The organism is uncultured Oscillibacter sp., from assembly GCF_947654275.1.
GTDB lineage: Bacteria > Bacillota > Clostridia > Oscillospirales > Oscillospiraceae > Oscillibacter.
The window spans coordinates 1-12684 of the sequence record NZ_CANTJS010000030.1 but is presented as its reverse complement, the minus strand read 5'-3'; the positions used below and the strand labels follow the sequence as shown (position 1 = coordinate 12684).

Sequence of the window (12684 nt, the reverse complement as noted above, 5' to 3'; positions counted from 1 at the left end):
ACAGACAAGTGCCCAAACATCGCAAAGGAAGGGTAAAGAAAATGTAAAGTTTACGCATGGTCACGCCCTCCTTGGCCGCCCTCCCTCCGGTCCGGGCAAAGCCCGGGGCGTTCGCCCCCGGTCCCGGCTCACGCCTCCGCCAGCTTGAATCCGATGCCCCACACCGTCTGAATATAGCCGTCCGTGCCGCTGGGGCGGAGCTTGGCCCGGATGTTGCTGACGTGGACAGTGATGGTTTTGTCCTCCACGGCATAGGCCTCCTGCCAGACCGCCTCATAAATCTGCTGCTTGGTAAACACCCGCTTGGGGCGGCCGGCCAGCAGCTCCACTATCTTGAATTCATGGGCGGTGAGATTAACCGGCTGTCCGGCGGCGGTGAGGGTCATCTCGTCCAGGTTCAGCACCCAGTCCCGGTAGCGCAGGCATTCGCCCGGGGGGGCGGCGCTGGCGTGGCGGAGCTGCACCAGGATTCTGGCCCACAGCTCTTCCAGCTGATAGGGCTTGGTCAGATAGTCGTCCGCCCCCAGGCCCAGCAGCTCCACCTTGTCGGACAGCTCTGTTTTGGCCGACAGTACCATCACCGGCACCTGACTGGATTGGCGGATTTCCGCAATCAGCTCCCCGCCGGACAGGCCGGGAAGCATCAGGTCCATCAGCAGCAGGTCGATGCCGCCCGCCTGCCAGAGCATCCGGCCCTCGGTGCCGGAAAACGCCTGGACACACTCACAGCCCTTCCGGCGCAGATACTGGGCGGCGGCGTTGTTGATATCGGTATCGTCTTCAATAATCAGGATACGGGGCATAGAACGGCCTCCTTCCGCGCGTTCAGGCATGACCCGGCCTCAGGACCCATGGGCCGGCTGCAAACGCGCCTGTCTACAGCATACAAAATTTTTGGCTGCTTTTCAAGAAAAATGCTGTCTGGGGCGTGTCCGTCTGCGCATTTTACAGCGGGGATGCCATGCAGGAAAGGGGTCTTTTTCCCTACAGGGCGCTCCATGCCTTCGGGGGACGGGACAGCATCAAATTCCCGAATAAGACGCCCCCGCCGTTCTCGCCTGCTGTTCCCGCCTGCCGGGTTGGGAGAAACACGGGGGCCCGCCGTCCCGAAACGGGGACGGCATGTTTGAGGCGGCGGAGACAGGGAGAACCCCGGCGGCGGAAAAGCGGCGGAAAAGCGGCAGAAAAACCCCGGAGCATGACAAGGCCTCCGGCTTGCTGCCGGAGGCCTTGACGTCAGTTCTTGAAATATTGGGGATACGCCTTGCGGATGACCACTGCGTCGATTCGGTAGCGGCTCAGATGTACCTCCATCAGCTCCCGGGTCTTAACAGGGTCCCGGCAGGCGATGGACTCGGTCATATTCTCATGGTCCTGCACGATTTTCGGGTCCTTGACGGAGAAGAGAGCCATGTTGCGAACCCGGTCGAAGTGAATGGAGATGTTCTGCATCAGGGCGAACACCTGGGATTTATGGGCGATTTCAAACAGCATCTGATGGAAATGGTCATCCAGGGTCCAGAGCTGATCCGGGTTGAAATTGTCCCAGTAGAACTTCTGGAGCCGGATGTTTTCCCGGAGCCGCTCCACGTCCTCCGGCCCGGCCATCTCGCAGACCAGGTCCACCACGGCGCACTCCAGCACGTTCCGCATGAACCGGGATTCTTCCACCAGGTCGTAATCAATCAGGGCCACCACGCTTCTCTTCTGAGGCTGAATCTCTATAATCCGCACCTTGGACAGCTCAATCAGCGCCTCCCGCACCGGTGTCCGGGAAAGACCCAGCTCCGCGGAAAGCTCGTTTTCGCTGATCTGGCTGCCGGGCTCCAGATTGAGATGAATGATGTTGTCCTTGATGACCCGCAGCGCGTAATCCCGCCCGTTTTCCCGGGGAAGCCGCTCCAATATTTTCATAAGCACGCCTCCTGCCTTGTCTCATCTTAAACTAGCATACAAGTTTAGAGGCCTGCTGTCAAGAACTTGTATATCAGTTTCCCAAATATTTTTTCAGTGTGGCCCGCACCGCGCCGGGGCCGGCCAGCAGCTCTTTTACCATGCCTTCAATCCTCCCGGACAGGCCCAGCTCCACCAGGTCGGAGCCAAAAATCACGGGGTTGCGGAGGATGTCCTCCAGCCTGCCGTCCACGCTCTCCGGATGGCCCAGAGTCACGCCCGCCAGCCTGCCCTGAAGCTCCTCCAGCATGGGGTCGCCGCTGCACTCGAAGGGCTTCCCCTCGTCGTCCACCGCCAGCAGGTAGCGCAGCCACCCGGCAATGGCCAGAGGGATGAAGGTCAGGGTCTTCGGGTCCATGCCGGGCCTCTGGGCGTAGGCCCGGACGGTCTCGCCAAATCGAATGGGAATCTTCTGGCTGGTGTCCGAGGCAATGCGCTGGGGCGTATCCGGCATGAAGGGATTGGGGAACCGCTGGTCGATGACCTCGTGGATGAAATCCATGGGCTTGATGATGCCGGGGTCCGTTACCACGGGCATCCCCTCCACATAGCCGATTTTCTCAATCAGCCCCTTGAGCTCCGGGTCCCGCAGCTCGGCGGCGATGGAATCATAGCCCAGCAGGCAGCCGTAGACCGCCAGCGCCGTGTGCAGAGGATTCAGGCAGGTCATGACCTTCATCCGCTCCACGTTGTTTACGGTATCCCGGTCGGTCATAAAGACTCCGGCTTTTTCCAGGGGCGGCCGGCCGTTGGGGAAGCGGTCCTCAATCACCAGATACTGGGGGCCCTCAGCGTTGACAAAGGCGGCTGTGTAGCCGTTTTTGGAGGTGACTTTCACCTTCATGTCCTCAAAGCCCGCTTCGGTCAGGGCCTGCTCCACGGCGGGGGCGGGCCGGGGCGTGATTTTGTCAATCATGGTCCAGGGGAAGGAAATCTGGGCCTCGTCCTCCACCCAGGCGGTGAAGTCCCTGGAAACAAAGCCCCTTTCCATCCACTTTTCCGCCATGGTTACCACGCTGTTCCGGAGCTTCTCGCCGTTGCGGGAGCAATTGTCCGTGCTGACCACGGCCATGGGGAATTTCCCGGCCTGGAACCGCTCCAGCAGCAGAGCCGTCACCTTGCCCATGGCGGAGACGCAGCCCTCCGGCCCGGCGGCGAAATCCTTCTCCGCCAGAGGGGTAAAGCTGCCGTCCATGCCGGTCAGGGCATAGCCCTTCTCGGTGATGGTGAAGGTAATCATCTGAAGGGAGGGATTGCGGAAGATGGCCTTCAGCTTCTCCCAATCCTCCGGGAAGCTCTGGTCCGCCCGGAGGGCCCCGGCCACGGAGCCCACCACGGTCTTTTTCATGTTCCCGTCGGGCATCAGAGTCACCAGAAGGCTGAGGTTATCATAGGGCCCATAGGTGTTGTCCACGATCTCATAATCGAAGGTCTCGGCGGTGTACAGTCCGCCCTTCACCAGCCCCTGTTCAATCAGGGACTGCTGGAGCATGGCGTGAAAGGCCCGGAAGAGGCTGCCGGAACCAAAATGAACCCAGGTGGGACGGGCCTCCGTCTCGGCGGCCATGTCCTTCCAGTCAAACCCCGGCAGGGTCACGCCCGCCTGCTCCCAGGCGGCGCGGTTCTGAATACTTTCGTAGTTCAGTTTCATAACGCTTCACCTCAAATCTTTCCGGCTTCCCGTTCCAGCATGTCCCAGCAGCCCAGCATATACATGATGCCCAGGGCCCGGTCATACAGCCCGTAGCCGGGGCGGCAGGTGCCGGGGCCCTCTCCCCACAGATGCCGGCCATGGTCGGGGCGGATATAGCCCTCGAAGCCGCAGTCGTGATAGGCCCGCATAATCTCCAGAATGCCGGTTTCGCCGTCGCAGTCCCGGTGGCTGGCCTCGGAGAAGTCCCCGTTGGGGAAGTGCTTGATGTTGCGGATATGGGCAAAGGCAATCCGGCCGCAGCAGGAACGGATGATGTCCGGCACATCGTTGTTGGGGTTTGCCCCCAGAGAGCCGGAGCACAGGCACAGGCAGTTATGGGGATCGTCCACCATATTCAGGAAGTGATGAATGGCCTCTTTGTCGACCAGCAGGCGGGGAATGCCGAAGATGTCCCACGGGGGATCGTCCATGTGAATGGCCATCTTGATGCCGGTCTCCCGGCAGGTGGGCATAATGGCCTCCAGGAAGTACTTCAGGTTCTCCCAGAGCTTTTCCTTGGTGACGGGCCGGTAGGCCTCAAAGAGATCGTCCAGCTTTGCCATGCGCTCCGGCTCCCAGCCGGGGAAGGTCAGGCCGTGGAGGTTCTCCAGGATATAGCTGGCCATCTCCTTGTAATCCTGCTGGATTCTGGCCTTTTCATAGTACAGGGCCGTGGAGCCGTCCCCCACGGGGTGGAACAGGTCCGTGCGGGTCCAGTCGAAAATGGGCATGAAGTTGTAGGTAACCACCTTCACGCCGAAGGGGGCCAGGTTCCGCAGGGTCTGCTTGTAGTTCTCAATATACTGGTCCCGGGTGGGCAGGCCGATTTTAATGTCGTCGTGGACGTTGACGGACTCCACCACGTCCATATTGAAGCCGTATTCGTCCAGCTGTTTTTTCACAGCGGCGATTTCCTCAGGCTGCCAGACCTCGCCGGGCAGCTTGTCGTGAAGCGCCCAGACGATGCCCTCCACACCGGGAATCTGCCTGATATCGGAAAGCTTGATTTGATCGTTGCCCTCGCCATACCAGCGGAATGTCATTTGCATCGCAGAATACACACCTTTCTTATGGCGGCGGCCTGACAGCCGCCGCCGTTCAGTTCTGAAAGCCCGTTTAAAATCCGGCGGAGTGCCGGAGTGGGGCAGATTTTTTACCCAATGGGCATGTGATATCCGTAAGGCGGCAGAGCCGCCAACGGCTATCCAATTGTCGGGCAAGGCGGTTTGACGCAGGAATCCTGGCGGATTTCAAGTCAAACCAACGCAGCATCGGCGGAAAAAGATGCCCTGTGACGGCGTTTCGATGGATTTTAAACAGGCTCTGAAGACGTCCCCGTCAGGCCGCGCCGTAAACCAGGTTGGGCAGGAACAGGACCGCCTGGGGGAAGAGGATCATGAAGGCGACTACGGCCAGCACCGCCACATAGAAGGGCCAGCCATATTTCACCGTGTCCTCGATGGGACATTCCATGATGTCGGAAGTGGCGTAAAGCGCCGTGCCCACCGGGGGCGTCATTACGCCGAAGGTGACTACGGTCATCATAATCATGCCGAATACCACCTCGTTGACTCCCACGCTCCGCATGACGGGGAGGAGAATCGGGGTGAGGATCAGGGCGATGACCGTGGTTTCCATGAACATGCCGCAGACCAGCAGGAAGGCCACCACAATCAAAAGCAGCAGGGTGGGGTTGCTGGTGATTCCCAGCAGGACATTGGCAATCGTGATGGTGATATCGTCGTATACCACGCCGTATCCGAAGACGCCGGAAAAGGCCAGGATAATCGTGATGACCGTGACGTCCTTCACGCTGTCCCGCAGGGTCTGAATCAGCTTATCCCAGGTCAGCTCCCGGTGAATCACAGCGCCCACAAACAAGGCGTAAGCGCAGGCAAACGCGCCGGACTCGGTGGGGCTCATAATGCCGAAGCGAATCAGCAGAATCAGCAGCACCGGGAACATGATGGCCCAGATGCAGGAAATGAAGTTGTGCAGAATCTCACCGATGGGGGCGGGCCTGGAGCGTTCCGGCTTATATCCGAAGTGCCGCGCGCTCCAGGTGACGGCGAGCATCAGGAAGACGCACATCAGCACGCCGGGAACCCAGCCCGCCATGAAGAGCCGTCCGATGGACACCTCGCCCACCGTGCCGTAGATGATAAGGCCCATGCTGGGCGGAATGGTGGCCACAATCAGGCCGGAGAGGCCGTTGATGGCCGCGGACCAGCCCCGGGCATAGCCCAGGCGGTTCATCTCCGGGCCCAGGACCCGGCACTCCATGGAGGCGTCCGCCACGGCGGAGCCGGACACGCCGCCCATCAGGGTGGACATCAGGCAGGAGACCTGGCCGATATTGCCGTACATATGGCCCGTGCAGGAGTTGGCGAATTTCATCAGCCGGCTGGTGATGCCGCAGCTGTTCATCAGGTTGCCGGCCAGGATGAACAGGGGGATGGCCAGCATGGTAAAGCTCTGGGAGGTGGAAATGGACTTCTGCACCAGAACGGTCATGGGCAGGTCCCGGAAGACGAAAAACGAGAAACCGGACAGACCGATGGAAAAGGCCACCGGCATTCCCAGCAGCAGGAACACAAAGAAAATACCAATTGCGGCGAACATCAGGCCAGGTCCCTCCCTTCCTCATGGGCAATTTCCTGCCCGGCGGGCGTGCGGACCCGCTCAACCAGTTTGATGGCGGTGGAAATCAGCATCAGCAGCGCGCCCACCGGCACGGACAAATACACCCAGCCATAGCTGATGTGCAGAGTGGTGATCTGCCGGGCCCAGCTGGTCAGGGTCATGGTATAGCCGTTGACGATCAGCACGCAGAGGAACGCCATGATGATGACCTTAAAGACAATGTCCAGAGACTTCCGCACTCCGGCGGGGAAATGCTTGGCGATGATATCAATGCCGATGAGGCCGGAGCCCCGGATGGCCACGTCGCTGCCGGTGAAGATCATCCAGGCGAAGGCCACCAGCGCCACATCCTGGGCCCAGTTCAGGGGCATTTTAATGTAGCGCATCAACGCGGAAACAAACACCAGAATCGTGATGCCGGCCAAGAGCAGCAGCGCAATCAGCTCTTCCAGCCTGCAAAAGCCCGCGTAAAATTTTTTCAGTGCCTGCAAATGACACACATCCTTTCTCCTCCCTCAGCAGGGAAATTTCATAAAGGCAAATGGCTGCAAAAAGGGAGCATCGGCCGCTGTCAGTTCCGATTCGGGCCGATGCTCCCCCAAGGGTCAGCGAATGTATGTTGGGACGTACGCCGTTCCGCGCCCGGCTCAGGCGATGCCGGCCTCCTGATAGACCTGCTCGCGCAGCTCGGTCCAGCCCAGCTGCTCATAAGCGGTCTTGGCGGCATCCTTGAAGGCGTCCAGGTCCACTTCCACGATGGTCATGCCGCCCTCAACCAGCTGCTGCTCCAGGTCGGCCTGGGCGGCGATGATCTCCTGGGCGTTGTCATAGGCGCAGGAGAAGAAGTCGTCCTTCAGAATCTGCTGATACTCGGCGGGCAGCTTGTTGAACCACGCTTCGCCGCAGACGACAAAGTTGAAGAGGTTGATGTGCTCGGTCTTGCTGACAAAGTCGCAGACCTCGAAAATCTTGCTGGAAACGGCGGAAGTATACTGAACCTCGCAGGCGTCAATGGCCTTGGTCTGGATGCTGTTGTAAACCTCGGACCAGGCCACGTTGTACGCGGTAGCGCCCAGGGCCTCGATGGACTTCACATAGGGGTCGGCGCCGGGGGTGCGGCAGACAACGCCCTTCAGGTCGGCAGGGGTCTTATACTCCTTGGGGCCCATGAAGGAACGGGCGCCGTCGTAGTAGTTGTAGCAGAGAACCCGCAGGCCGGCGGCGGCCAGATCGTTGTCCCAGCCCTTGAAGGTCTCCGTGTCCATGACCTTGCAGCCGTCGTCGTAGTTATCCACGAAGTAGGCCATGTTCATGATGCCCATGTCATTGACATAGCTGGACATCCGTCCTGCGTCGGTGAGAACGGCGATGCCCATGCCCTGAAGGGCCTGGTCGATCATGTCCTCCTCCGCGCCCAGGGAGCTGGAATCATAGATGGTGATTTTCACGTGTCCGTCGGTATCGGCGGCCACCTTGTCGGCGGCGGCCTGGAGACCCTTGTAAATCATGGAGGTCTGGGTCTGAGTGGTGGAGACCTTCAGCTCATAGACCTCGTCGCCGGAGCCGCCGGAAGCATTGGAACCTCCACTGGAGGCGCCGCCGGAAGAGGAACCGCCGCTGCCGCCGCAGGCGGTCAGGGCCAGGGTCAGGCTCAGGGCAAGAAATACGGAAAGCAGTTTCTTCATTTCAATAATCCTCCTAAATTGTTTGGTGGGGTTTGCGGGCTCTTGCTCTTAACGTACCTTCAGTGTAACACGGCAGTCCGCATTTGTCTACTAGTATACTAGTTGAAAATTTGAGGCGGTTTTTGTGATTTTTGTCAATAGCTGGGAGCGGCGCGCATCCTTCGTTGTAGAAAGCGTCTTGATTGTTATATAGGTATAGAAGCCGCGTCCGCCGGCAGGCAGGGGCCGCCGCAGCCCCCACGCCGCTGACGGCCGCCTCCTCCAGGCGGCTTTGCCGCTGAATCCGCCTCATTTTAGAGAATATAGCCAAAAAGAAGCAGGAACATTTTCTGTTTCGATACTTGTATTCTAGTATACAATATATTATAATAAATTTGTTAACCGATCTGAGCTCTTAACGTGAGACTGTGACAGAACAACAAATTGTCAGAAGGAGCGAATCGAATTATGGATATCATGCAGACCGTGTCCAATATCGGCATCATTCCGGTCATCGCCATAGAGGACGCCGCCAAGGCCGTTCCCCTGGCCCGGGCCCTGACCGCCGGGGGACTCCCTGCCGCCGAGGTCACATTCCGGACCGCCGCCGGAGAGGAGGCCATCCGTCAGATTGCCCGGAACTGCCCTGAGGTTCTGGTGGGCGCGGGAACGGTGCTGAATCTGGAGCAGTGCGACCGGGCCCTGGCCGCCGGAGCCAAATTCATTGTCTCCCCCGGCTATAACGAGGCCCTGGTAAACCACTGCATTGAGAAAAACGTCCCGGTCTTCCCCGGCTGCGTCAATGCCTCCGACATGACGCGGGCGGTCAACGCCGGGCTGAAGGTCATCAAGTTCTTCCCCGCAGAACAGTCCGGCGGCGTGGCCTTCCTGAAGGCCCTGGCCCCTGTCCTGCCCCTGAGCTTCATGCCCACCGGCGGCGTGAACACCAAGAATCTGATGGATTACCTGTCCTTCGACCGCATCACCGCCTGCGGCGGCACCTGGATGGTAAAAAAGGATCTGATCGAAGGCGAGCGCTGGGACGAAATCACCGCCATCTGCAAGGACGCCGTCAAGACCATGCTGGGCTTTGAGCTGCGGCACGTGGGCGTCAACTGCGCCAGCGAGGCCGAGGCTGAGAAAACTGCCAGAGCCTTTGCCGCCGTCTTCGGCATGGAGTGCAAGCCCGGCAATTCCTCTGTCTTCGCCGGAACCGCTGTGGAGTGCATGAAGGAGCCCTTCTTGGGTGAACACGGCCACATCGCCATCGGCGTGAACAGCGTGGACCGGGCCGTCTACCATCTGGGACTTCAGGGTGTGGAGTTCGACGAGTCCACCCGCAAAACCAACGCCGAGGGCAAAACCAGCGCCATTTATCTGAAAGAGACCTTCGGCGGCTTCGCCGTTCATCTGGTACAGAAATAAGGAGGAGAGAGCGACATGGGAAAAGTCATTACCTTCGGCGAGCTGATGGTCCGGCTCCAGCCCTACAACTATGAGCGTTTTGTCCAGGCGGATCACCTGGAGTTCAGCTTCGGCGGCGGAGAGGCCAACGTGGCCGTATCTCTGTCCAACTACGGTCTGGACGCCGCCTTCGTCACCAGGCTCCCCGCCCACGCCATCGGCCAGGCGGCTGTGAACTCCCTCCGGCGCTACGGTGTGGACACCAGCCTGATTGTCCGTGGCGGCGACCGGGTGGGTATCTACTACAACGAGAAGGGCGCGTCCCAGCGGGGCAGCGTCTGCATTTACGACCGGGCCCACTCCGCCATTCAGGAGGCCCGGACCTCCGACTTCAATTGGGACCAGATTTTTGACGGGGCCGAGTGGTTCCACTTCACCGGCATCACCCCGGCCCTGGGCCCCAACGTGGTAGACATCTGCCGGGAGGCCTGCAAGGCCGCCAAGGCCCACGGCGTCAAGATCTCCTGCGACCTGAACTACCGGGGCAAGCTCTGGACCCGGGAGCAGGCCCGGGCCGCCATGAGCGACCTGTGCCAGTATGTAGACGTGTGCATCTCCAACGAGGAGGACGCCAAGGATGTATTCGGCATCGAAGCGGAAGCCACGGACATCTATGCCGGCGAAATCAACCGGGAGGGCTACAAGAGCGTTGCCAGGCAGCTGGCGGACAAATTCGGCTTCGAGAAGGTGGCCATCACCCTCCGGGAGTCCCACTCCGCTTTTGACAACGGGTGGAGCGCCATGCTGTACGATACAGCCAGCGGCGAATACTGCTTTTCCAAGAAGTACGAGCTGCACATCATCGACCGGGTGGGCGGCGGCGACAGCTTCGGCGGCGGGCTCATCTATTCCCTGCTGACGGGCAAGTCCACTCAGGCGGCGGTGGAGTTCGCCGTGGCGGCCTCCGCCCTGAAGCACTCCATTGAGGGGGACTACAACATGGTCACCGTTTCCGAGGTGGAGAAGCTGGCCGGCGGCGACGGCTCCGGGCGCATCCAGCGCTGAGGCTCCGCCATGGAACACGCCAATCCGCCGCGCCGGAAGGCTCCCCGCTTCATCACCATCGGGGAAATCATGCTGCGCCTGACGCCGCCCAACTACGGCAAGATTCGGGTAGCCAACACCTTTGAGGCCAGCTATGGAGGCAGTGAGGCCAACATCGCTCTGGCCCTGGCGAACCTGGGTGTGGACAGCACCTTTTTCAGTGTGGTCCCTAACAACTCCTTGGGCAAAAGTGCCGTCCGGATGCTGCGAAGCAATGACGTCCACTGTACCCCTGTGATTCTCTCCACTCCGGAGGAAACGCCCACCCACCGCCTGGGAACCTACTACCTGGAAACCGGCTACGGCATCTGGCCCAGCAAGGTCACTTATGACCGCAGGCACAGCGCTTTCAGCGAATACGATTTCAGCAGGCTGGACGCGGGGGCGCTGCTGGAGGGCTTCGACTGGCTCCATCTCAGCGGCATCACCCCCGCCCTCTCCCCCAGCTGCGCGGATTTTGTTCTGGACTGCCTGCGCGCCGCCCGAGACAGGGATATGACCGTCAGTTTCGACGGCAATTTCCGCAGTCAGCTCTGGACCTGGGAGGAAGCCCGGGATTTCTGCACCCGGTGCCTGCCCTATGTGGATGTGCTGCTGGGCATTGAGCCATACCATCTCTGGCGGGACGAGGCGGACCACGGCAAGGGCGACTGGAAGGACGGCCTTCCCCTTCAGCCCGGCTATGAGCAGCAGAATGAGGTGTTCCGGCGTTTTGCGGAGCGCTATCCGAACCTCCGGTGCATCGCCCGGCATGTGCGCTATGCCCACAGCGGCAGCGAGAACAGCCTCAAGGCCTATATGTGGTATCAGGGGCGCACCTTTGAAAGCAAGCTCTTCACCTTCCACATTCTGGACCGGGTGGGCGGGGGCGACGCCTTCGCCAGCGGGCTGATTTACGCGCAGATGCACGAATACGAGCCCATGGACATGGTGAATTTCGCCGTGGCCAGCAGCGTCATCAAACACACCATCCGCGGAGACGGAAACATTACAGATGATGTGGAATCCATCCGGAATCTGATGGATATGAACTATGATATCAAGCGCTGACAGCTTTCCCGGCATACAGACATCCCGCGCCGAAGCGCCTCCCCCGACCCGGTTTGACGGGGGGACGCCCCGGCGCGGGACGTTTTTTGTGTTCCATGACGGAAATATGCGGGCAGGGAGCTGCCCGGCTTCATAAGGGCCGCATAAACGGCGCTCCCGGCAATGCCGGGGGCGGCGTTTATTCGTATACAAAAACCACTCGCTAAAAGTCTGTTTTAAAACCATCAAAGTAACCAGATAAGGATACAGGCAAGACAGACAACAGCACGGAAATAAAGGGCTTTCTTCTCGTATCTGGTAGCGAAGCGGAGGAAGAGATTTTCCACCAGATGTCGTTCTTTGTATGTGTGCCAGTCAGTTTTTCCGGGATGCCTGGCGGTGATACGGCTTGGAATTACTGCAATTCCGCCCCGTTCCTCCAACCAACGTACAAACTTATCACTGTCATAGTCTTTATCTGCCAATTTGTCCATGCCCGAAACCGGCTGTATACGCTTTGCTATGGTCCGAACCGCTCCGGTAAATCCCGCCATGGTATTCCGGTGCTCAGTCAATACAGGATCCCGTTAAACATTTCCCGGTTGCTTTTTCCTGGCCGCCCTCCTTGCGGTTTCTTTTCAGGCGGAAACTTATCCCTTATTCTATTCCATTGTTTTTCGCTTATTTCATGTCTTTTCATGGGCTTTATTTTGTCATCTTTGCGCTTTACACTCAATATCTAAGTTTTAAAACAGACTCTAGTGGAAATTCTACCGAAAATGGCGATGTCGAGCTTTATGAGGTATTTGAAAGGAAAGAGCAGTCTGATGATCTATGAGAAATTTCCAGAGTTGCGGTATAAGTATCGGAATCGGGAATCTGGCGTCGGGGGTATTACATGAACACTGCGGGAAAGAATGCGAAAAAATTGCAGAGTACATTAAGCATCAACTAGATGAGGATACGGCTGGAGAACAACTGACAATGGGGAATTTCTAAGCCCGTTTACGGGCGGCAAGCAGCAAATCTGTCGCGGGTGTCGGACCGTACTTGCACGACGGGACGTGCCTGCCAGTAACATAGGGCTTTGCCCGTCTATGAAGAACCCCCGGCTTTGCCGGGGGTTCCTATTTCCTTATGGTTTTGCTCCGGCTTACAGATTCTTGAGGACGCCGGTCTCCTCGTTGAAGGCGT

At 59.1% G+C, this 12684-nt stretch carries 11 protein-coding genes and 1 pseudogene; 4 read left to right on the top strand and 8 right to left on the bottom strand.

Translation table 11 applies throughout. The features are described 5' to 3' along the window. Window positions 1-128: 128 nt before the first annotated feature. From Q0063_RS09185 to Q0063_RS09155, 7 genes are all read right to left on the bottom strand, one after another. Window positions 129-803, bottom strand: coding sequence for a response regulator transcription factor (locus Q0063_RS09185; RefSeq protein ID WP_297871679.1), 675 nt, complete (start codon window positions 801-803; stop codon window positions 129-131). Between the two features lie 433 nt (window positions 804-1236). Continuing rightward, complete coding sequence (locus Q0063_RS09180; RefSeq protein ID WP_297871678.1) at window positions 1237-1914, bottom strand: GntR family transcriptional regulator; 678 nt, start codon at window positions 1912-1914, stop codon at window positions 1237-1239. A gap of 73 nt (window positions 1915-1987) precedes the next feature. After that, complete coding sequence (locus tag Q0063_RS09175; protein ID WP_297871677.1) at window positions 1988-3604, bottom strand: mannitol dehydrogenase family protein; 1617 nt, start codon at window positions 3602-3604, stop codon at window positions 1988-1990. Between the two features lie 11 nt (window positions 3605-3615). Next, entirely contained in the window at window positions 3616-4695 is a 1080-nt protein-coding gene (gene uxuA / locus Q0063_RS09170) for a mannonate dehydratase (RefSeq protein ID WP_297871676.1), read from the bottom strand. Window positions 4696-4984: 289 nt separating this feature from the next. Further along, window positions 4985-6268, bottom strand: a complete 1284-nt coding sequence (locus Q0063_RS09165; RefSeq protein ID WP_297871675.1) for a TRAP transporter large permease — start codon at window positions 6266-6268, stop codon at window positions 4985-4987. After that, the gene (locus tag Q0063_RS09160; protein ID WP_297871674.1) at window positions 6268-6780 is read right to left on the bottom strand and encodes a TRAP transporter small permease; all 513 of its coding nucleotides are present in this window, start codon (window positions 6778-6780) and stop codon (window positions 6268-6270) included. Before Q0063_RS09160 ends, Q0063_RS09165 begins: the two co-directional genes overlap by 1 nt. A 156-nt stretch (window positions 6781-6936) precedes the next feature. Next, the gene (locus tag Q0063_RS09155) at window positions 6937-7974 is read right to left on the bottom strand and encodes a C4-dicarboxylate TRAP transporter substrate-binding protein (protein WP_297871673.1); all 1038 of its coding nucleotides are present in this window, start codon (window positions 7972-7974) and stop codon (window positions 6937-6939) included. A gap of 444 nt (window positions 7975-8418) precedes the next feature. Here Q0063_RS09155 and eda point away from each other — a divergent pair, with 444 nt between their 5' ends. From eda to Q0063_RS09140, 3 genes are read left to right on the top strand one after another with little or no spacing between them, the layout of a single operon-like run. After that, entirely contained in the window at window positions 8419-9378 is a 960-nt protein-coding gene (gene eda, locus Q0063_RS09150) for a bifunctional 4-hydroxy-2-oxoglutarate aldolase/2-dehydro-3-deoxy-phosphogluconate aldolase (RefSeq protein WP_297871698.1), read from the top strand. A 15-nt stretch (window positions 9379-9393) separates the two neighbouring features. Continuing rightward, the gene (locus tag Q0063_RS09145; protein WP_297871672.1) at window positions 9394-10422 is read left to right on the top strand and encodes a sugar kinase; all 1029 of its coding nucleotides are present in this window, start codon (window positions 9394-9396) and stop codon (window positions 10420-10422) included. Between the two features lie 9 nt (window positions 10423-10431). Further along, window positions 10432-11511, top strand: a complete 1080-nt coding sequence (locus Q0063_RS09140) for a sugar kinase (protein ID WP_297871671.1) — start codon at window positions 10432-10434, stop codon at window positions 11509-11511. A 224-nt stretch (window positions 11512-11735) separates the two neighbouring features. Here Q0063_RS09140 and Q0063_RS14725 read toward each other — a convergent pair whose 3' ends face one another. Continuing rightward, a complete protein-coding gene (locus Q0063_RS14725) occupies window positions 11736-11984 on the bottom strand; it encodes a transposase (RefSeq protein WP_367180353.1) in 249 nt (82 codons plus the stop codon). A gap of 264 nt (window positions 11985-12248) precedes the next feature. Here Q0063_RS14725 and tnpA point away from each other — a divergent pair. After that, a pseudogene (gene tnpA, locus Q0063_RS09135) lies at window positions 12249-12509 on the top strand (IS200/IS605 family transposase); the annotation flags it as partial. Window positions 12510-12684: the final 175 nt, after the last annotated feature.

Excerpts from the sequence above, each read along its gene's own strand:
- Q0063_RS09185 (WP_297871679.1), bottom strand. The coding sequence starts at position 803 with ATGCCCCGTATCCTGATTATTGAAGACGATACCGATATCAACAACGCC.
- Q0063_RS09180 (WP_297871678.1), bottom strand. The coding sequence starts at position 1,914 with ATGAAAATATTGGAGCGGCTTCCCCGGGAAAACGGGCGGGATTACGCG.
- Q0063_RS09175 (WP_297871677.1), bottom strand. The coding sequence starts at position 3,604 with ATGAAACTGAACTACGAAAGTATTCAGAACCGCGCCGCCTGGGAGCAG.
- uxuA (WP_297871676.1), bottom strand. The coding sequence starts at position 4,695 with ATGCAAATGACATTCCGCTGGTATGGCGAGGGCAACGATCAAATCAAG.
- Q0063_RS09165 (WP_297871675.1), bottom strand. The coding sequence starts at position 6,268 with ATGTTCGCCGCAATTGGTATTTTCTTTGTGTTCCTGCTGCTGGGAATG.
- Q0063_RS09155 (WP_297871673.1), bottom strand. The coding sequence starts at position 7,974 with ATGAAGAAACTGCTTTCCGTATTTCTTGCCCTGAGCCTGACCCTGGCC.
- Q0063_RS09145 (WP_297871672.1), top strand. The coding sequence starts at position 9,394 with ATGGGAAAAGTCATTACCTTCGGCGAGCTGATGGTCCGGCTCCAGCCC.
- Q0063_RS09140 (WP_297871671.1), top strand. The coding sequence starts at position 10,432 with ATGGAACACGCCAATCCGCCGCGCCGGAAGGCTCCCCGCTTCATCACC.
- Q0063_RS14725 (WP_367180353.1), bottom strand. The coding sequence starts at position 11,984 with ATGGACAAATTGGCAGATAAAGACTATGACAGTGATAAGTTTGTACGT.